This is a genomic window from Streptomyces sp. B21-105, assembly GCF_036898465.1.
GTDB lineage: Bacteria > Actinomycetota > Actinomycetes > Streptomycetales > Streptomycetaceae > Streptomyces.
In genome coordinates, this window is the sequence record NZ_JARUMJ010000001.1 from 8,395,089 (window position 1) to 8,413,675 (window position 18,587).

Annotated in this window: 16 protein-coding genes and 1 riboswitch; of the genes, 7 read left to right on the plus strand and 9 right to left on the minus strand. The window is 74.1% G+C overall.

The window, feature by feature from the left end; translation table 11 throughout:
* Window positions 1-18 precede the first annotated feature (18 nt).
* Both QA802_RS37565 and QA802_RS37570 read left to right on the plus strand, forming a co-directional pair.
* Window positions 19-1,278 (plus strand): RNA-guided endonuclease InsQ/TnpB family protein, encoded by a 1,260-nt coding sequence (locus QA802_RS37565; protein ID WP_334532508.1) that lies wholly within the window; start codon window positions 19-21, stop codon window positions 1,276-1,278.
* The gene (locus QA802_RS37570; protein WP_334532511.1) at window positions 1,266-2,021 is read left to right on the plus strand and encodes a cobalt-precorrin-6A reductase; all 756 of its coding nucleotides are present in this window, start codon (window positions 1,266-1,268) and stop codon (window positions 2,019-2,021) included. Before QA802_RS37565 ends, QA802_RS37570 begins: the two co-directional genes overlap by 13 nt.
* 100 nt (window positions 2,022-2,121) lie before the next feature.
* Here QA802_RS37570 and QA802_RS37575 read toward each other — a convergent pair whose 3' ends face one another.
* Genes QA802_RS37575 through cobG form a run of 3 tightly spaced genes read right to left on the minus strand, consistent with a single transcriptional unit; the run spans window position 2,122 to window position 5,569 of the window.
* The gene (locus QA802_RS37575; protein WP_334532514.1) at window positions 2,122-3,615 is read right to left on the minus strand and encodes a precorrin-2 C(20)-methyltransferase; all 1,494 of its coding nucleotides are present in this window, start codon (window positions 3,613-3,615) and stop codon (window positions 2,122-2,124) included.
* Complete coding sequence (locus QA802_RS37580) at window positions 3,612-4,283, minus strand: precorrin-8X methylmutase (protein WP_334532517.1); 672 nt, start codon at window positions 4,281-4,283, stop codon at window positions 3,612-3,614. The genes QA802_RS37575 and QA802_RS37580 overlap by 4 nt, the downstream gene beginning before the upstream one ends.
* A complete protein-coding gene (cobG, locus tag QA802_RS37585) occupies window positions 4,280-5,569 on the minus strand; it encodes a precorrin-3B synthase (protein ID WP_443042319.1) in 1,290 nt (429 codons plus the stop codon). The genes QA802_RS37580 and cobG overlap by 4 nt, the downstream gene beginning before the upstream one ends.
* Window positions 5,570-5,670: 101 nt before the next feature.
* A riboswitch (cobalamin riboswitch) is annotated at window positions 5,671-5,747 on the plus strand.
* Window positions 5,748-5,800: 53 nt separating this feature from the next.
* On the opposite strand from cobG, the gene cobN reads away from it, so the two are divergent.
* Window positions 5,801-9,433: a cobaltochelatase subunit CobN gene (gene cobN, locus QA802_RS37590; protein ID WP_334532522.1), complete on the plus strand. Its 3,633-nt coding sequence runs from the start codon at window positions 5,801-5,803 to the stop codon at window positions 9,431-9,433.
* 63 nt (window positions 9,434-9,496) lie between these two features.
* Here the strand turns inward: cobN and QA802_RS37595 are convergent, their stop codons facing one another.
* Both QA802_RS37595 and QA802_RS37600 read right to left on the minus strand, forming a co-directional pair.
* Window positions 9,497-10,627, minus strand: a complete 1,131-nt coding sequence (locus QA802_RS37595) for a PP2C family protein-serine/threonine phosphatase (protein ID WP_334532525.1) — start codon at window positions 10,625-10,627, stop codon at window positions 9,497-9,499.
* A gap of 210 nt (window positions 10,628-10,837) precedes the next feature.
* On the minus strand, window positions 10,838-11,815 hold the full coding sequence (locus tag QA802_RS37600; RefSeq protein WP_334532527.1) for a quinone oxidoreductase family protein: 978 nt from the start codon (window positions 11,813-11,815) through the stop codon (window positions 10,838-10,840).
* Between the two features lie 111 nt (window positions 11,816-11,926).
* Between QA802_RS37600 and QA802_RS37605 the strand changes: the two genes are divergently transcribed.
* Window positions 11,927-12,268 carry an ArsR/SmtB family transcription factor gene (locus QA802_RS37605; RefSeq protein WP_334532530.1) on the plus strand — a complete coding sequence of 114 codons (342 nt, stop codon included), beginning with the start codon at window positions 11,927-11,929 and terminating at the stop codon, window positions 12,266-12,268.
* A 139-nt stretch (window positions 12,269-12,407) separates the two neighbouring features.
* Window positions 12,408-12,890 carry a hypothetical protein gene (locus QA802_RS37610; protein WP_334532533.1) on the plus strand — a complete coding sequence of 161 codons (483 nt, stop codon included), beginning with the start codon at window positions 12,408-12,410 and terminating at the stop codon, window positions 12,888-12,890.
* A gap of 346 nt (window positions 12,891-13,236) precedes the next feature.
* Here the strand turns inward: QA802_RS37610 and QA802_RS37615 are convergent, their stop codons facing one another.
* Together QA802_RS37615 and QA802_RS37620 are read right to left on the minus strand one after the other, a co-directional pair.
* Window positions 13,237-14,235, minus strand: coding sequence for a helix-turn-helix domain-containing protein (locus QA802_RS37615; protein ID WP_334532536.1), 999 nt, complete (start codon window positions 14,233-14,235; stop codon window positions 13,237-13,239).
* A gap of 82 nt (window positions 14,236-14,317) precedes the next feature.
* A complete protein-coding gene (locus QA802_RS37620) occupies window positions 14,318-15,292 on the minus strand; it encodes an alpha/beta hydrolase (protein ID WP_334532539.1) in 975 nt (324 codons plus the stop codon).
* Between the two features lie 222 nt (window positions 15,293-15,514).
* Between QA802_RS37620 and QA802_RS37625 the strand changes: the two genes are divergently transcribed.
* Complete coding sequence (locus QA802_RS37625; RefSeq protein WP_334532542.1) at window positions 15,515-16,492, plus strand: TerC family protein; 978 nt, start codon at window positions 15,515-15,517, stop codon at window positions 16,490-16,492.
* A gap of 217 nt (window positions 16,493-16,709) precedes the next feature.
* Here QA802_RS37625 and QA802_RS37630 read toward each other — a convergent pair whose 3' ends face one another.
* Window positions 16,710-16,994, minus strand: a complete 285-nt coding sequence (locus QA802_RS37630) for a hypothetical protein (protein ID WP_334532545.1) — start codon at window positions 16,992-16,994, stop codon at window positions 16,710-16,712.
* A gap of 226 nt (window positions 16,995-17,220) precedes the next feature.
* A complete protein-coding gene (locus QA802_RS37635; RefSeq protein ID WP_319169159.1) occupies window positions 17,221-17,784 on the minus strand; it encodes an NAD(P)H-dependent oxidoreductase in 564 nt (187 codons plus the stop codon).
* Window positions 17,785-17,900: 116 nt separating this feature from the next.
* Between QA802_RS37635 and QA802_RS37640 the strand changes: the two genes are divergently transcribed.
* On the plus strand, window positions 17,901-18,572 hold the full coding sequence (locus tag QA802_RS37640; protein ID WP_334532552.1) for a TetR/AcrR family transcriptional regulator: 672 nt from the start codon (window positions 17,901-17,903) through the stop codon (window positions 18,570-18,572).
* Window positions 18,573-18,587 lie beyond the last annotated feature (15 nt).

Below are 18,587 nucleotides of genomic sequence, written 5' to 3' on the forward strand. Positions count from 1 at the left end.
GGTGATACGGTGTGAGGCATGCCGCAGCAGGTCAAGCGGGCGTTCAAGTACCGCTTCTACCCCACGGACGGGCAGGCAGCCGAGCTGTCGCGCACGTTCGGCTGCGTCCGCCTCGTGTACAACAGGGCGCTGGAGGAACGCACGAGGGCTTGGTACGGCGAGCAGCGCCGCGTCTCCTACGTCCAGTCCTCCGCCGCGCTCACGGCGTGGAAGAAGACCGAGGAGCTGGCGTTCCTGACGGAGGTGTCCTCCGTTCCGCTCCAGCAGGCGCTGCGCCACCTTCAGACGGCATTCGCCCACTTCTTCGCCAAGCGCGCCAAGTACCCACGCTTCAAGTCGCGGAAGAAGTCCCGGGCGTCGGCCGAGTACACCCGCTCCGCCTTCACGTGGCGCGACGGGCAGCTCACGCTGGCGAAGATGGCCGAGCCGTTGGACATCCGCTGGTCGCGTCCGCTGCCGCACGGCTCGGTGCCGACGACGGTGACCGTGTCCCGCGACGCTGCGGGACGCTGGTTCGTCTCGATGCTGTGCGACGACGCCGTCGCCCCGGCTCCGGCCACGACGAACGCGGTCGGCGTCGATGCAGGGATCACGTCGCTGGTGACGCTGTCCACCGGGGAGAAGGTGACCAACCCCCGGCACGAGCGCCGCGACCGGGCCCGTCTCGCCCGCGCGCAGCGGGAGGTGTCGCGCAAGGCGAAGGGCTCGGCGAACCGGGAGAAGGCCCGGCGCAAGGCGGCCAAGGTCCATGCGCGGATCGCCGACCGGCGCCGGGACTTCCTGCACAAGCTGTCGACTCGTCTCGTCCGTGAGAACCAAACGGTCGTGATCGAGGACCTCACCGTCCGCAACCTGCTGAAGAACGGCAGGCTCGCGCGCGCCGTCTCCGACGCGGCCTGGACGGACCTGCGCTCCATGCTGGAGTACAAGTGCGCCTGGTACGGGCGTGAACTCGTCGTGATCGACCGGTGGTTCCCCAGCTCGAAGCTGTGCGGGGCCTGCGACACGGTCGCGGCGAGGATGCCGCTGAGCGTCCGCGAGTGGACGTGCGAGCACTGCGGCGCCGTGCACGACCGCGACGTGAACGCGGCACGCAACATTCTGGCCGCCGGGCTGGCGGCGTCTGCCTGTGGAGACGGTGTAAGACCTCAACGGGAGTCCTCCCGGACGGGGCGGTCGTCGGTGAAGCAGGAACCCCAGCGGGCGACCGCTGGAATCGCCCGCCTTCAGGCGGGGGAGGAAGTCAAGATCGGATCCGGACTTTCGTGCACGTACTGATTCTCGGCGGAACCACGGAGGCCCGCCGCCTCGCGGGGCTGCTGCACGGCACGCCCGGCCTGGAGCTGACCAGTTCCCTCGCCGGGCGGGTGGCCAGTCCCCGGCTGCCGCCGGGCGAGGTCCGCGTCGGTGGCTTCGGCGGGACCGACGGGCTGACGGCCTGGTTGCGCGAGCGGGCCGTCGACGCGCTCATCGACGCCACCCACCCCTTCGCCGGGACCATCAGCTTCCACGCGGCGCGGGCCGCCGCCACCGCCCATGTTCCCCTGCTCGCCCTGCGCCGCCCTGGCTGGGTCCCCGTCGAGGGCGACCGCTGGCACGAGGCCGGTTCCCTGGAGCACGCGGCGCGACTGCTGCCGGCGCTCGGCCGCCGGGTGTTCCTCACCACCGGACGGATGGGCCTGCCCGCCTTCGCCGCCCTCGACGAGCTGTGGTTCCTCGTGCGGTCCGTCGACGCGCCCGAGCCCCCGCACCCGCCGCACAGCGAGATCCTGCTCGACCGCGGCCCCTTCACCCTGGACGGCGAACGGGAGCTGCTGCGCCGCCACCGCATCGACGTCGTGGTGACGAAGGACAGCGGAGGAGCGGCGACCGCACCGAAGCTGACCGCGGCGCGTGAGGCCCGGCTGCCCGTCGTCGTGGTCCGGCGGCCGCCGGTCCCGGAGGGCGTGCCCGAGGTCGGGGAGCCCGAGCAGGCGGCCCGCTGGGTGGCGGAACGCCTCGCCACCGCGCCCCGCGCCTGACTCCCCGGCCCGCTCACCCGCCAGCCCGAGCCGCCCGCGCAGGAGGCGTCCTCGCCCCTGGCGCCCGCGGTGGCGTCGGTCGGGCGGCGCCGCCGCGGGGTCACGCCTCGGGGTAGCGGCGAGGGGTCCAGACGATCTGCTCGCCGTCCCCGCGCCGCACGGCACGCGTCTGCGAGGAGCCCACCAGCAGGATCGTCCGCATGTCGACCACCGCCGGGTCCAGGTCGGCCAGCCGCACGATCCGCACCCGCTCACCGGGGCCGCCCACGTCCCGCGCCACCACGACCGGGGTGTCCGGCGCCCGGTGCTCCAGCAACAGCTCGCGCGCCTTGCCCACCTGCCAGGTGCGGCTGCGCGAGCCCGGGTTGTACAGGGCCAGCACCAGGTCCGCCGAGGCCGCCGCGCGCAGCCGCTCGGCGATCACCTCCCACGGCTTGAGCCGGTCGGAGAGGGAGATCGTGGCGTAGTCGTGCCCGAGCGGGGCGCCCGCGCGGGCGGCGGCCGCGTTGGCGGCGGTCACCCCCGGCAGCACCCGCACCGGCACGTCCGCGTACTCGGGCTGCGAGGCGGCCTCCAGGACGGCGGTCGCCATGGCGAACACCCCCGGGTCGCCGCCGGAGACGACGGCCACCCGCCGTCCGCGCTCCGCCAGTTGCAGCGCGAACTCGGCGCGCTCGGACTCCACCCGGTTGTCGCTGCCGTGCCGCAGCTGGCCGGGCCGCACGGGCACCCGGTCGAGGTACGTGGTGTAGCCCACCAGGTCGTCGGCTGCGGCCAGCGCGGCCCGGGTCTCGGGCGTCAGCCACAGCGGGCCGGCCGGTCCGGTGCCGACCACGACGACGTCGCCGCGGGGCCGTACGGGACGCTCGGCATCGACCCGGCTGGGCAGCACGGCCACCGAGAAGTACGGCACCGACTCCGGGTCCACGTCCGCCAGTTCGCCGGTCCGCTCCCCGCTCATCGTGGCCCGCTCCACGTACCGCGCCTCGGCCAGCCGCCCGGCGGCCTCCAGCGCGCGCCGCACCTTGGGGAAGGTGCGGCCGAGCTTCATCACGACGGCCACGTCGGTGGCGGCGAGCCGCGCCGTCAGCTCCTCCTCGGGCAGCGTGCCCGGCAGCACCGTCAGCACCTCCTCGCCCTCGGCGAGCGGGGCGCCCAGCCGGGCGGCGGCGGCGGACACCGACGTGACACCGGGGATCACCTCGGTGTCGTAGCGGTCGGCGAGCCGCTTGTGCATGTGCATGTAGGAGCCGTAGAACAGTGGATCGCCCTCGGCGAGCACCGCGACCGTGCGCCCCGCGTCGAGATGCGCGGCGAGCCGGGCGGCGGCCTCGGCGTAGAACTCGTCCATGGCGCCCTGATAGCCGCCCGGGTGTTCGGTGGTCTCCGTGGTGACCGGGTAGACCAGACGTTCCTCGACGTGGTCGGCGCGCAGGTGCTTCGCCGCGATCGCGCGGGCGATGGACCGGCCGTGCCGGGCGCTGTGATAGGCGATCACGTCCGCCTCGCCGATCACCTCGACGGCCCGTACGGTCATCAGGGACGGGTCGCCCGGGCCGAGCCCGACGCCGTACAGCTTGCCCTTGCCGCTCATTCTTCCTCGCTCGCGATCGCGTTGAGCGCGGCGGCCGCGATGGCGCTGCCGCCACGGCGTCCGCGCACCACCAGGTACTCCAGGCCGAGCGTGTTCGCCGCCAGGGCGTCCTTGGACTCGGCCGCGCCGATGAACCCGACCGGCGCGCCGATCACGGCGGCGGGCCGGGGCGCGCCCTCCTCGATCATCTCCAGCAGCCGGAAGAGGGCGGTGGGCGCGTTGCCGACGGCGACCACCGAGCCCTCGAGCCGGTCCCGCCACAGCTCCAGCGCGGCGGCCGTGCGCGTGGTGCCCAGTCGCGCCGCAAGCTCGGGCACGGCGGGTTCGGACAGCGTGCACAACACGTCGTTGGCGGCGGGCAGCCGACGACGGGTCACCCCGCTGGCCACCATCTGCACGTCGGTGAAGACCGGCGCGCCGGCCCGCAGGGCCTCGCGGGCGCGGGCCACGACGGACGGCGTGTACGCGAGGTCCCCTGCGAGGTCGACCATCCCGCAGGCGTGGATCATCCGGACCGCGACCTGGCTGACGTCGGCGGGCAGCCCTTCGAGGTCGGACTCCGCGCGGATGGTGGCGAAGGACCGGCGGTAGATGGCCGCTCCGTCCTTCTCGTAGTCGTAGCTGGTCACGGTGTTCGTCTCGCTGCTCTCGATGGTGGTACGGCTCATGAGGTGATCGCCGCCAGGGCGGCGGCGAGGTCGTCGGGGTCGGTCATCGGTGCGGTGCGCGTCGCAAGGCCCGCGCGCACCGCGGCCAGCCGGTAGCCGCCGTCCGCGGAGGCGACCACGTCGATCCGGTCGCCGTGCGGGTGCCCGCAGCGGCGTTCGCAGCCGGACCAGTACAGCGGGAGGGGGCAGGCGCCGGCCGCGTCGACAGTGTCGGCCGCGTCGGCCCGGACGTCGGCGTGGGATTTGCCACACCCGGGCCGTCCGACGCACGCGCCGACGCGCGGCCAGGGGGAGTCCGGATCGGTGACGAGACCGGCGGCGGCCAGCCGGGCGAGCGACTCGGCCCGCTGCCGCGCGCCCTGGTCCGGCACGGGGACGACGACCGAGCGCCACGGGGTCAGCCGCAACTCGGTCGCGGCGACCCGCGTCAACTCCCGCCACTGGCGGGCGGAGAGCCGCCCCAGCGGCACGTGCGCGGACAGGGCGTCGCCGACGACGCCGGGTGCGGGCCCCTCGGCGACCGCTGCGGCGGCGACCTCCGTCCCGGGCGTCCAGCCGACGCCTCCGGCGGTCAGACGGCGACGGACCAGCTCGGTCAACTCGCCTGCTTCCAGGGTGAGTTCGGCCACCCGCCAGGCTTTGCCGCCGGAGTCCAGGACGGCTTCCAGGAACGTCTCTGCCGCCAGCAGCGCGGCGCGTGGCGCGTCCCGCGCGGATACCCGTACCGCCCCCGGATCGAGCACCGCGCCGCCGTCGCCGGCCGCCCGCAACGTCACGTCGGCGCCGAGCCCGGCGACGTCCCCGCGCCCGTCGTCCAGGGCGAACAGGAACCGGCCCGACAACTCCCGCGCCGGCCCGCTCGCGCACAGCGCCGCGTCGAGGTCCGACAGCCAGGTCCGCACGTCGTGCAGGCTCCGTCCGTCCAGGCCCGACAGCGGCGAGGCGACGACGTTGCGCACCCGCTCGTGCCCGGGCGAGGGGAGCAGCCCCGCCGCGTCCAGCACGGCGGCGAGCTCCGTGCCGCAGCCGCCCGCGAGGCCCCGCAACTGCACGTTGCCGCGCGAGGTCAGATGGAGCTCGCCGTCGCCCAGCCGTCGGGCCGCCGCACCCAGCGCCTCGGCCTGACGGACACTCAGCACCCCGCCGGGCACCCGGATCCGGGCCAGCGCCCCGTCGTCCGCCGCGTGCAGCCGCAACGCCCCCGGGCAGGCGTCACCGCGGTCCCGAGAGACCGCTGTGGCCTGGGGCGTTGGACGGAGGTCAGCCGAGGACATGGCGGCGAGCATACCCACGTCCACCTGGGAGGTATGCCTGTGCCCTCTTCCCCGCCCCTTACTATGCTCAACGGTGGATCATCCGGTCCGCCTTCGCCACGACGGCGACAGGGGAGGAAGCCCGGTGCGAATCCGGCGCGGTCCCGCCACTGTGAACCCGGCCCCCACCGGCCGGGCGAGCCAGGAACTCCCGCCGTCCGACACCGCCCGGGGCGCGGACACCCCGAGGAAGGCCGACGCCCCATGATCCTGCTGCTGTCGACGTCCGACACCGACCTGCTGAGCGCCCGCGCCGCCGCCGGCCCGGTCCCGTACCGCTTCGCCAACCCGGCCCGGCTCGTCCTCGACGACCTCCCCGCCCTCCTCGACGGCGCCGACCTCGTCGTCGTACGCCTCCTCGGCGGAGTGCGCGCCTGGCAGGACGGCCTCGACCTGCTGCTCGCCGACGGCCGCCCGGTCGTCGTCCTCACCGGTGAACAGGCCCCCGACGCCCAGCTGATGGCCGCGTCCACGGTCCCCGTGGGCATCGCCGCCGAAGCGCACGCGTATCTCGCCCACGGCGGCCCCGCCAACCTGGAGCAGCTCGCCCGCTTCCTCTCCGACACGGTCCTGCTCACCGGCCACGGCTTCGACGCCCCGGCGTCCGCTCCCACCTGGGGCCCGCTGGAGCGGCCCGCGCGGGCCGACGCCGCCGACACCTCGACGGCCGCCCTCGACACCCCGAGCGCCCTCGACGTCCCGACCGTCGCCGTGCTCTACTACCGGGCCCACCACATGAGCGGCAACACCGCCTTCGTGCACGCCCTGTGCGACGCCGTCGAGGCGTCCGGCGCCCGGCCGCTCCCGCTGTACGTCGCCTCCCTGCGCGCCCCCGAGCCGGAGCTGATCGAGGAACTGCGGGCCGCCGACGCGATCGTCACGACCGTGCTCGCCGCGGGCGGCACCCGTCCCGCCGAGGCCTCCGCGGGCGGCGACGACGAGTCCTGGGACGCGGGCGCGCTGACCTCCCTCGACGTCCCGATCCTCCAGGCGCTGTGCCTGACCTCCTCGCGCACCGACTGGGAGACGAGCGACGAGGGCGTCTCCCCGCTGGACGCGGCCGGCCAGATCGCCGTCCCCGAGTTCGACGGCCGGCTGATCACCGTCCCGTTCTCCTTCAAGGAGATCGACGCCGACGGACTGCCCGCCTACGTCGCCGACCCCGAGCGCGCCGCCCGCGTCGCCGGCATCGCCGTACGCCACGCCCGGCTGCGCCACATCCCGCCCGCCGACAAGCGGCTCGCGCTGGTCCTCTCCGCCTATCCCACCAAGCACTCCCGCATCGGCAACGCGGTCGGTTTGGACACCCCCGCCAGCGCGGTCGCCCTGCTGCGCCGGCTGCGCGAGGAGGGCTACGACTTCGGCGGCGCCGACGTGCCGGGGCTGGCCTCCGGCGACGGAGACGAGCTGATCATGGCGCTCATCGAGGCGGGCGGCCACGACCAGGACTGGCTCACCGAGGAGCAGCTGGCGCGCAACCCGGTGCGGATCCCGGCGGCCGACTACCGCCGCTGGTTCGCCGCCCTGCCCGAGGAGCTGCGCAGGTCCGTCGAGGAGCACTGGGGGCCGCCGCCCGGCGAGATGTTCGTCGACCGCAGCCGCGACCCGGAGGGCGACATCGTCCTCGCCGCCCTGCGCTTCGGCAACCTGCTGATCCTGATCCAGCCCCCGCGCGGCTTCGGCGAGAACCCGATCGCCATCTACCACGACCCCGACCTGCCGCCCTCGCACCACTACCTGGCCGCCTACCGCTGGATCGCCGCGCGGACCGAGGACGGCGGCTTCGGCGCCGACGCGATGATCCACCTCGGCAAGCACGGCAACCTGGAGTGGCTGCCCGGCAAGAACGCCGGCCTGTCCGCCGCCTGCGGCCCGGACGCGGCCCTCGGCGACCTGCCCCTGGTCTACCCCTTCCTGGTCAACGACCCGGGCGAGGGCACCCAGGCCAAGCGCCGCGCGCACGCCACCCTCGTCGACCACCTCGTCCCGCCGATGGCCCGCGCCGACTCCTACGGCGACATCGCGCGGCTGGAGCAACTCCTCGACGAGTACGCCCAGATCGCGTCCATGGACCCGGCGAAGCTGCCGGCGATCCGCGCCCAGATCTGGACCCTCATCCAGGCCGCCAAGCTCGACCACGACCTCGGTCTCGCCGACCGCCCGGACGACGACGGCTTCGACGACTTCCTGCTGCACGTCGACGGCTGGCTCTGCGAGGTCAAGGACGCCCAGATCCGCGACGGCCTGCACGTCCTCGGCAACCCGCCGGCCGGCGCCGACCGCGTCAACCTCGTCCTCGCGATCCTGCGCGCCCGCCAGATCTGGGGCGGCGCCACCGCGCTGCCCGGCCTTCGCGAGGCGCTCGGCCTCGACGAGTCCGCCGCGACCCGCACGACGGCCGACGAGGCGGAGGCCCGGGCCCGGTCCCTCGTCCAGGCCATGGAGGACGCGGACTGGGACCCGGCCGCCGTCCCGGCCGAGCACGGCGAACAGGTCGCCGCCGTCCTGGAGTTCGCCGCCCGCGAGGTCGTCCCGCGGCTGGCGGGCACCACCGCCGAACTCGACCACGCCGTGCACGCGCTGGCCGGCGGATTCGTGCCCGCGGGCCCCTCCGGCTCACCGTTGCGCGGTCTGGTCAACGTCCTGCCGACCGGCCGCAACTTCTACTCCGTCGACCCCAAGGCCGTCCCCTCCCGGCTCGCCTGGGAGACCGGGCAGGCCCTCGCCGACTCGCTTCTGGAGCGCTACCGCACCGACAACGGCGAATGGCCCACGTCCGTCGGGCTGTCCCTGTGGGGCACGAGCGCGATGCGCACCGCGGGTGACGACGTGGCAGAGGCCCTCGCCCTGCTCGGCGTCCGCCCCGTCTGGGACGACGCCTCGCGCCGCGTGACCGGCGTGGAGCCCGTCCCGCAGGAGGAGCTGGGCCGCCCGCGCATCGACGTCACCCTGCGTATCTCGGGCTTCTTCCGGGACGCCTTCCCGCACACGATCGGGCTGCTGGACGACGCCGTCCGCCTCGCCGCCTCGCTCGACGAGCCGGCCGAGGTCAACCACGTGCGCGCGCACGTCCGGGCCGACCTGGCGGAGCACGGCGACGAACGCCGCGCCACCACCCGCATCTTCGGCTCCCGACCGGGGACGTACGGCGCCGGCCTGCTCCAGCTCATCGACTCCCGCGACTGGCGCACCGACGCCGACCTCGCCGAGGTGTACACGGTGTGGGGCGGCTACGCCTACGGCCGCGAACTGGACGGCCGTCCGGCCCGCGACGAGATGGAGACGGCGTACAAGCGGATCGCGGTGGCCGCGAAGAACACCGACACCCGCGAACACGACATCGCCGACTCCGACGACTACTTCCAGTACCACGGCGGCATGGTCGCCACCGTGCGCGCGCTGCGCGGCACCGCCCCCGAGGCGTACATCGGCGACTCCACCCGCCCCGAGACGGTCCGCACCCGCACCCTCGTCGAGGAGACGTCCCGCGTCTTCCGCGCGCGGGTCGTCAACCCGAAGTGGATCGAGGCGATGCGCCGCCACGGCTACAAGGGCGCCTTCGAACTCGCCGCCACCGTGGACTACCTGTTCGGCTACGACGCCACCACCGGCGTGGTCGCCGACTGGATGTACGACAAACTCACCGAGACCTACGTCCTCGATCCGACGAACCGCGAGTTCCTCCAGCAGGCCAACCCGTGGGCGCTGCACGGCATCGCCGAGCGGCTGCTGGAGGCGCAGTCGCGCGGGATGTGGGCCGAGCCCGACCCGTCGGTGCTGGAGCGGCTGCGGCAGGTGTACCTGGAGACGGAGGGCGACCTCGAGGGCGAGGACTGACCCGCCCGCCACACGGGGTCGCGAGGTCGCGGGGGCGCCCTCCTCGCGGGGCCTCGCCCCGGGTCAGAGCCGCGGTGACCGGCGGACGGTCAGGATGGCGACGTCGTCGTGGCGGCGGCCGTCCTCCGCGAAGTCGCGGGCGTCCTCGTGCAGGGCGCCGGGCAGTTCGGTGGGGGAGCGGTCGAGGTGCTTCATCAGGCGCTCGTCGAGCGGATAGAACGTGCCGTCGGCGGCACGGGCCTCGGTGAGCCCGTCGGTGGTGAGCACCAGCGTGGCGCCGGCCGGGAACGCGAACCAGTCCACCGTGGTGGGCTCGACGGCCAGTTCGGCGAGGCCGAGCGGGACGCCCGGGTCCACCGCGGCCGTGGTGACGGTGCCCTCGTGCACCAACCGCGGCGGTATGTGGCCGCAGTTGACGATCTGCGCCTCGTCGTCCGCGTCGACGCAGACGATGAGGGCGGTGACGAACCGTTCGTCGTCGCCGGTCTGTTCGGCGTAGGAGTTGTGCCGGACGACCGCGGCGTCGAGGGCGTCGACGAGCGCGGTGAGCGTGGGCTCCCGGTAGGCCGCCTCCCGGAACGCGCCGATGACGGCGAACGCGGCGCCCACCGCGGTCAGGCCCTTGCCCTGGACGTCCCCGATCAACACCCGTGTGCCCCACGGCGAGTCGACGACGTCGTAGATGTCACCGCCGACGAGCCGGTCCTCCTGCACGGGCTCGTAGACACCGTTGACGAGGACGTCGTCTGTGAGCAGGGGGAGGGGATGCAGGATGTGCCGCTGCATGGCGGCGGCGGTGGAGCGCAGGCGCAGCATCTCCTGCTCACGCGCGATGCGCCGGTGGCAGGCGTACACGGAGACCACCCCCAGGACCAGGGTGAGCAGCACCAGGAGACTGCGGTCCAGCCAGCCCGCCCGGTCGCCGGCCCGCAGGAACAGGGTGAGGGAGACGAACAGGGTGGTCCACGCGGCGACGAACCTGGTCTGCTGCACGGTGCACAGCGCCGACGCGGTCCCCGGCAGGAAGACCAGGAGCCCGAGCAGCCACACCTCGGACCCGGACAGCACGCCGAGCACCTCGACCAGCACCGTCACCGAGAGCACGCCGACGACAGTCTCGGCGTTGCCCGGGGGCTCGATGGCGTCGACGGCGTCGAGGGCGCCGGCAGGTCTCTTCCGACGTATACCGATCATGGGGTGCTCCCGGGCGCGTGGCGATCCTCTCCACCTTAGCCAGACCCCCGGCCTGCACGACGGGTCGAGCCGCCGGTCCGGGCCACGGGCGGCGGATGAGGCGGGTCCGGGGCGCGGGAAACGGGCGGCGGGACCCGGGCATGGGGCAATGGGCGCCGGGGAGGCCGGGGGCGGGGAGGCCGGGGCGGACGCGTGCGCCGCGCGGAGCGCTCAGCCGGAGATCCGCAGCAGCAGCTTGCCGGTCGACGTGCGGCCGCCCATCAGCGCGTGGGCGCCGGCCGCGTCCGCCAGGGGGAACTCCGCGGTGACCGGAACGCGTACCGTGCCCTCGGCGACGGTGCGCAGAGCGCGCTCGGTGAGTGAGCGGAGCTCCTCGGGCGCCGACCGGGCCAGGCTCAGGATGGAGAACCCGGCGACGGAGCGGCCCCCCTCGTACAGCTCGGGCTGCCCGACCTGCCACGGCGGCGCCCCGCTCGCGTTGCCGAAGGACACCAGGCGTCCGAAGACGGCCAGCGTGTCGAGGCCGCGACGCAGGGTGTCGCCGCCCACCGGGTCGAGCAGCAGGTCGACGCCCCTGCCGCCGGTGGCACGGCGGACGCCGTCGGGGAAGGCGTCGTCGGTGAAGACCTCGTCGTAACCGTGCTCGAGGGCGTGCGCCGCCTTGGCCGTGGAGGAGACGACGCCGTACACCGCGCCCGCGCCGGCCGCCCGGGCCAGCTGCCCGGCGACCGTGCCGACGCCGCCCGCCGCGCCGTGCACCAGCACGGTCTCGCCGGCGCGCAGCCGCCCCACCTCGTGCAGCAGGGCGCGCGCGGTCGGCAGCACGGTGGGCAGCGCGGCCGCCGTGCGCAGGTCCACGCCCGTGGGGAGCGGGAAGACGGCGGCGGCCTCGGCGACCACGACCTCCGCGTACGCGCCGCGGTCGACCAGGGCGGCGACCTCCTGCCCGGGGCGCAGACCGGTGACGCCCTGGCCGACGGCCCGGATCCGTCCGGAGACCTCCAGCCCCGGGCGGAACGGCAGGGAACCCACCCGGTACCCCTCCGCGCGGGACTTCAGATCCGCGAAGTTGACGCCGGCGTAGGCGGCGTCGACGGTGACCTGTCCCTGCCCCGGCTCGGGCGTCTCGACCTGGACGACCTTCAGCACCTCGGGGCCGCCGTACTCCTGGAACTCCACTGCGCGCATGACGATGTCACCGCACCCTTCGTCGACTGTTCAACGGGAAGCGAACACCGGGACTGTAAGATATTCATCGAACACCGGGCAACCCGCCGGAGCGTGGCGCGAGGAGAGGGCATGACGAAGCGGACCGAGGGCGCAAGCCACCGTGCGGCGCCCGTGCACACGGACCCGGGTGAGGTGTCGGTCGTGACCGCGCTGTCCGCGCTCGCCGACCCTGTACGCATCCAGCTGATCCGCGAACTGGCCGGCTCCGCCGACTGGACGCGCAGCTGCGGCGGCTTCGACGTGCCGGTCGGCAAGGCCGCGCTCAGCCACCACTTCTCGGTGCTGCGCTGCGCCGGCCTGGTCGAACAGCGCGACGAGGGCCCGAGGCGGACCAACCGGCTGCGCCGCGAGGAGTTCGACGCCTGCTTCCCCGGCCTGCTCGACCTGGTGCTCCGCGACGACGCCGGCTGACCGACGCGCCCGTCGGGCCCTGCCGGCGGCCCGCCTTTGAACGCGATGAACGCCCGAAGGGACGCTGCCGTACACCTCGACGCGTGTCCGTCCAGCGGCACGCACGGATGAACGCCGCCTCGCAGATACGGAGTCGTACGTGCCTCAGCAGCCCCCGGCCCGCCTCGCCCGCGCCGCCGCACTGGCCGGCGGCCTGACCCTGCTCCTTACCGCCGCCACCGCGTGCGGCGGCGGCGCGGACGGCGCCGCGAAGAGGGACGAGCCGACGCCGACCACGGTGACCGCGGCCGCGGCGGCCGGGGTCGTGGCGCCGGCGAAGGTCGAGGTGATCGCCGGGCTGACCGGCTGCACGGCCGCCATCCGCATCGAGGCGGCGGAGCTGCGTCAGGGCGTGTGTCACGCCGAGGGGGCCGACTACCTCATCACCACCTTCCCCGAGGAGCGGCACAAGGAGACCTGGCTCGACGCCGCGGCGATCTACGGCGGCCGCTACCTGGTCGGCTTCCGCTGGGTGGTCAGCGCTGAGCCCGAGACGCTGACCCGGTTCCAGCCCGAACTCGGCGGAGAAATCCGGCAGTTGGGTGCGGGGGCGGGCCCGTCGGCCGCGCCGGGCGCCTCGTGACCGGCCGCGTCGCGCCGCGCCGGCCGGTCGGCGTCCTCCGTGTCGGTCCTTTGTGTCACGGGCGCGGCCGGGGGCGGCCCCCGACGGCCTCGATGCCGTTGTTGAAGCGCCGCAGGTAACCCGAGGACGGATTCCGTACCGCGCTCCTCGTCGGCGGCGGTCTCGCGCTGGTCTCCGCGGCCATCGAGGCCGCCATCCCCGCAGCGCGCGCCGCGGCCGCGGGCGAGGACGTCGCCGACCCGGCGGCCGAGCCCGAGCAGGCAGAGACGGACCGGCGTCGCACGGACGGCATGGGCGGCGTGGACGGCACGGAGGCCACGGAGGGGCGACCGCCTCCGCCGGGCCTCTACGGCCGGGTCAGCCTTCGCATCGTGAGCGCGAGGTGCAGCCGCAGCCGGCCCTGCGGGGTGCGCACCGGCCAGCCCAGCAGGTGTTCGGCGTGGGCCAGCCGGTCCTGGAGCGTGGAGTGGTGCACGTTGACCTCGGCCGCCGCCGCCCGCAGACTCGCCGTCGCGGTGACGGCGTACAGCGTGGTCAGCAGCCAGGGCGCGTCCGCGGCGGCCGTGTCCAACGCCCTGACGTCCGGGGGAGGTTCGGCGCCCGGTGCGATGAGCTCGGCCAGCAGCGCGACCCCGCCGAGCTCCTCGGCGGACACCACCCAGGGCCCGGGATCCAGCGGGCCCCCTTCTGCGGTGAACCGCAGCGCGGTCCGGGCCGCGTCCCACGACCCCGGCAGCTCCAGCACGGGCACCGCCGGGCCGACCCCGGTGCGGACGGCAGGGGGCTCGGCGGCGCCGGGTGCGGCGGACGCGGGGACGACCCTGGGCCGGCCCGCCGGCGTGGCGAGGGCGCGGGCCGGTGCGAGGACGTCGAGGCCGAGACGGCGGGCGGCGTACAGCCGGGCCGGCTCGGCCGCGGCGGCGTCCAGAAGCGTCTCGACGAGGGCCGGATCGGTCAGCGGGGCCCGGCCGCGGGTGCGGTCCAGCACGAGCCGGGCCGCGCCCGCGGCCCGCTCCAGGATCACCGCGTCGACCACGCTCGGCGTCGCGTCGGCGCGTTCCAGCCAGAGGGCGGGCGCCCCGTCCGGGCTCAGCGCGGCGGACGGCCACGCGGGGTCCGGCGGCAGGTCGCAGTCCCGCCGGACGCCGTCGGCCTCGACCCGGACGCACACCCGCCGGTCGGCGTCGACGAGCCGTGCCGGCACCCCCGCGAGCACCGCGGCCCCGCGCATCAGCGCCTCGACCCCGGCGCGGCCCTCCACCAGCCGGTCGAAGTACGCGATGACGCGCACGGCGGTTCCGGCGTCCGGGTCCAGTGCGGTCAGGCGCCCCGCCAGCTCTTTCATACGGTCATCATGCGGTATGCGCCCCTCGGTGAGGAGAGCCGATGCGCTGCCACTGCCTCTACCCTCTGGCCCCGGACGGGTCCTACTCGGCGAGCAGTCGGCGCAGCCAGTCCAGGTGGGCCGCCCGCGCCGACTTCGACAGCGTGGCCTGCGGTGCGAAGCCGTCGAAGCCGTGGAAGCCGCCCGGCCACACATGCAGTTCGGCGATTCCGCCGGCCTGCCATATCCGGGAGGCGTACCCGACGACCTCGTCCCGGAAGGTCTCGGCGGAGCCCACGTCGAGGAAGGCGGGCGGCAGCCCGGACAGGTCCTCGGCGCGGGCGGGAGCCGCGTACGGGGACACGTCGGGGCCGCCGCGTGCCGCCCCGAGCAGCGCCGTCCAGCCGGTGTCGTTGGCGGTGCGGTCCCACACGCCGAGGCCCGCCATCTGGTGGGAGGAGACGGTGTCGTTGCGGTCGTCCAGCATCGGGCACATCAGCAGCTGGCCGATCGGCCGCGGACCGCCGCGGTCGCGCAGCAGCAGGGCGAGCGCTGCGGTCAGCCCGCCGCCCGCGCTGGTGCCGGCGATCACGATGCGGTCCGGGTCCGCGCCCAGCTCCTTTGCGTGCTCCGCCGTCCACAGCAGCCCTGCGTACACGTCCTCGACGGGCGCGGGGTGCGGGTGCTCCGGCGCGAGGCGGTACTCCACCGACACCACGACCATGTCCAGCGCCCGCGCCCAGTCCAGGGCCACGTCCACGCCGGCCCGGTTGTTGCCGAGAACCATGCCGCCGCCGTGCACGTGGTAGACGACGGGACGGGGCCGGTCGGGGGCGGGCGCGACCGGGCGGCAGATCAGCAGGGAGATCTCCGGTGCGCCCTCGGGCCCCGGCACCGTGCGGTCCTCGACCTCGAACGTGCCGCCGGCCGTCAGGTCCAGCTGGGACAGCAGCGCCATGCCCGGGCCCTGGCGGACGGCCTCGATGTCCTCCATGGCCATGCCCGGTTGGATCACGTCCTTGATCAGTTCCAGGGCGGCGGCGAGTTCCGGGTCGAACGGCGGCGGGACGGATGTCATGGCGTCTCCTCGGCGGGGCGGCTCGTGCGGCCATGATTCACGCACGCGCCCCCTGCGGAGCGCCGCCGTCCGGCGGGACCTGCCCGCCGTTCGGCGGGTGGCCGCCCGGGTGCGCCCCACGCCTTGCCAGGATGTGACCTTTTGTTCATCCGCGAGGGGTAGACAACCGGCGGACCGTGCGACAACGATTTTCACCCCCACACCGCACCAGGAGTACCACCCGTGAACGTCTCGCTTTCCGTCTGGCTGTTGACCGTCGCGGCGCTGTGCGCGCTCGTCGCCGTCGACTTCTTCATCGGCCGCAAGCCGCACGACGTCTCGGTCAAGGAGGCCGGGACCTGGACCGTCGTCTGGGTCGTGCTGGCCTGCCTGTTCGGTCTCGGCGTGTTCGTCTTCGGCGGCGGCAAGCCGACGGGGGAGTTCTTTGCCGGGTACATCACCGAGAAGTCGCTGAGCGTGGACAACCTCTTCGTGTTCGTCCTGATCATGGGCAAGTTCGCGGTGCCGTCGCAGTACCAGCAGCGGGTCCTCATGGTGGGCGTGCTGGTGGCCCTCGTGCTGCGCGCGCTGTTCATCGCGGCCGGCGCGGCGATCATCTCGACGTTCTCCTGGGTCTTCTACCTGTTCGGCGCGTTCCTGATATGGACGGCGTGGAAGCTGATCCAGGACGCGAAGAAGGGCGCGCACGAGGAGGAGTTCGAGGAGAACAAGCTGCTCAAGGCCGTGGAGAGGCGTTTCGGCGTGGCGGACCGGTACCACGGCACGAAGCTGTGGATCGAGCAGAACGGCAAGCGGGTCATGACGCCGATGCTGGTCGTGATGCTGGCGATCGGCTCCACGGACGTGCTCTTCGCCCTCGACTCGATCCCGGCGATCTACGGGCTGACCGAGGACCCGTACATCGTGTTCACCGCCAACGCCTTCGCGCTGATGGGTCTGCGGCAGCTGTACTTCCTGATCGGCGGTCTGCTGAAGAAGCTGGTCCACCTCAGCTACGGCCTGTCGATCATCCTGGGCTTCATCGGCGTGAAGCTGCTGCTGCACGCGCTGCACGAGTCAGGGGTGCACGTGCCCGAGATCGGCATCCCGTTCTCGCTCGGCTTCATCGTGCTCGTCCTCGCCGTGACGACCTTCACCAGCCTGCGGGCGGCCAAGCGGCAGGAGGAGGCCACGGCCCTGCCGGACTCGACACAGGCGTGACGGATCCGCGGCGCGGCCCCGGCGGGACACCTCTCCCCGAGGCGGACTTCCCGAGGCGGTCTTCCGAGGCGGGCGCCGCGCATCCGGCCTGTGCGCCGCATCCGAGAAGTGTGCGCCGCGTCTGGGCAGTGGGTGCCGCGGCGGCCCGCATCAGCACGCAGTCGAACTCGATCCCCCGGCCGGTCGTCGCAACACACCTCTCTGATCAGGCATGTTGCTACGACTGGCGTGAACCCGGGCTGTGCCGCGCGCTCGTCCCGGCGCGCCGAGGGGTCCATGAGAAGCACGGCGCCGGTTCGCCCAGCCGCACGGCCTCGTCCTGGCCGGCCTCGGAGCGGGCCGCGTCGCCCGTCGGCCGCAGGAGCCAGGTGTCCTTGCCGGCGCCGGTCACCCGGTACGGGCCGCCGTGTCGGGAGACCACAGCCTTCCCCGGCCCGAGGTCGGTCACCTGGACGCCGATGCGCGGCATCAGATCGAGCAGTCGTCGGTAAAGGGTGCTCATCTGCCCTATCAGACGGGACGGCCCGGGGTCTGCGGCTTGACCGACATTCGCCGCTGCTCTTCACCCCACCCGCGAGGGCACACGCCGAAGGGGCGCGACCCGCGCACGCCGAAGGGGCCCGGAATCTGATCCGGGCCCCTCGGGTGCCGCTGCGTCGTGGGCTGTTCCCGTCCCTGCGTGTGCCGACCGGGTCCGCTGCCGGGCCGGGTGCGCTGCCGGTCGGGCGTCAGGCGGTCGCGAACTCGTCGGCGTGGCCGTGCAGCTGGGCGACGACCTCGGTCAGCTGGGCGGCGACCTCGGCGTCGTCGACCGGGTGGGTCTCGGCGAAGCGGGTCAGCGAGCCCGGGATGGACAGCTTGAGGTCCTCGATGACCTTGCCGCCGGCGATGCCCACGGCCTTGCGGGCCTCGTCCTGCGCCCATACGCCGCCGAACTGGCCGAACGCGGTGCCGACCACGGCGACCGGCTTGCCGCCGAACGCGCCGGCGCCGTAGGGCCGCGACAGCCAGTCGATGGCGTTCTTCAGGACGGCCGGGATCGTGCCGTTGTACTCGGGGGAGAAGAGCAGGAAGGCGTCGGCGGCCAGGGCGGCCTCGCGCAGCCGGGCGGCGGCGGCCGGGACGCTGCCCTCGACGTCGAGGTCCTCGTTGTAGAACGGGATCTCGGCCAGACCCTCGAAGAGGTCGACCTCGGCGCCCTCGGGAGCGACCTTGACGGCCGCCTCGGCGAGCTGGCGGTTGGTCGAGCCGGCGCGAAGGCTGCCGACGAGCGCGAGGATGCGGACAGACATGGGTACTCCCAGAGGCTGAAACACGGGGACAATAATCCGGACCGGGGTCCGTTTAATTTCTAGCACCCTAACCGGACCGTGGTCCAGTTTCATTCCCGATGCTTTACGCTGGCGTCATGTCCGCCGTGCTGCCCCCCTGTCCCGAGCCTGAGGAGAGCGCCGCCGAGCCGGAGCTGCTGCAACTCGGTCCGGCGGGCGACGAACCGTGTCTGCGCGCCGACGCGGCCCGCAACCGGGCCAGGCTGCTGGACGCCGCCGCCCGTCTGATCGCCGAGCACGGCGCGGCCGGGGTCACCATGGAGGCGGTGGCGAGCGCGGCGAACGTCGGCAAGGGCACCGTCTTCCGCCGCTTCGGTGACCGCACGGGTCTGCTGAACGCCCTGCTGGACCACTCGGAGCGGCGGTTCCAGGCCGCGTTCCTGAGCGGTCCGCCGCCGCTCGGGCCGGGCGCGCCGCCGGTGGAGCGGCTGCGGGCGTTCGGCTTCGCGCTGCTCGCGCGCTCCGTCGACCAGCTGGATCTGCAGCTCGCGGCCGAGCCGGGGCCGGACCGCCGGCACTCGGTCCCGGTGCGCCGGGTGCATCACCGTCATCTGGCGGTGCTGCTGCGGCAGGCGCTGCCCGGCGCGGACGACGAACTTCTCGCGCACACGCTGATGGGCTACCTCAATCCCGTCCTCGTCCACCACCTCACCCGGCAGTGCGGCATGCCGCCGGAGCGGCTGGAGGCGGGCTGGAGCGACCTCGTCGACCGGATCACGGGCGAGCACCGCGGAACGGGCGCCGGGTGACATCCGGCGACGTGC

Excerpts from the sequence above, each read along its gene's own strand:
- QA802_RS37565 (WP_334532508.1), top strand. The coding sequence starts at position 19 with ATGCCGCAGCAGGTCAAGCGGGCGTTCAAGTACCGCTTCTACCCCACG.
- QA802_RS37575 (WP_334532514.1), bottom strand. The coding sequence starts at position 3,615 with ATGAGCGGCAAGGGCAAGCTGTACGGCGTCGGGCTCGGCCCGGGCGAC.
- QA802_RS37580 (WP_334532517.1), bottom strand. The coding sequence starts at position 4,283 with ATGAGCCGTACCACCATCGAGAGCAGCGAGACGAACACCGTGACCAGC.
- cobG (WP_443042319.1), bottom strand. The coding sequence starts at position 5,569 with ATGCTCGCCGCCATGTCCTCGGCTGACCTCCGTCCAACGCCCCAGGCC.
- cobN (WP_334532522.1), top strand. The coding sequence starts at position 5,801 with ATGATCCTGCTGCTGTCGACGTCCGACACCGACCTGCTGAGCGCCCGC.
- QA802_RS37595 (WP_334532525.1), bottom strand. The coding sequence starts at position 10,627 with ATGATCGGTATACGTCGGAAGAGACCTGCCGGCGCCCTCGACGCCGTC.
- QA802_RS37600 (WP_334532527.1), bottom strand. The coding sequence starts at position 11,815 with ATGCGCGCAGTGGAGTTCCAGGAGTACGGCGGCCCCGAGGTGCTGAAG.
- QA802_RS37605 (WP_334532530.1), top strand. The coding sequence starts at position 11,927 with ATGACGAAGCGGACCGAGGGCGCAAGCCACCGTGCGGCGCCCGTGCAC.
- QA802_RS37615 (WP_334532536.1), bottom strand. The coding sequence starts at position 14,235 with ATGAAAGAGCTGGCGGGGCGCCTGACCGCACTGGACCCGGACGCCGGA.
- QA802_RS37620 (WP_334532539.1), bottom strand. The coding sequence starts at position 15,292 with ATGACATCCGTCCCGCCGCCGTTCGACCCGGAACTCGCCGCCGCCCTG.
- QA802_RS37630 (WP_334532545.1), bottom strand. The coding sequence starts at position 16,994 with ATGAGCACCCTTTACCGACGACTGCTCGATCTGATGCCGCGCATCGGC.
- QA802_RS37635 (WP_319169159.1), bottom strand. The coding sequence starts at position 17,784 with ATGTCTGTCCGCATCCTCGCGCTCGTCGGCAGCCTTCGCGCCGGCTCG.
- QA802_RS37640 (WP_334532552.1), top strand. The coding sequence starts at position 17,901 with ATGTCCGCCGTGCTGCCCCCCTGTCCCGAGCCTGAGGAGAGCGCCGCC.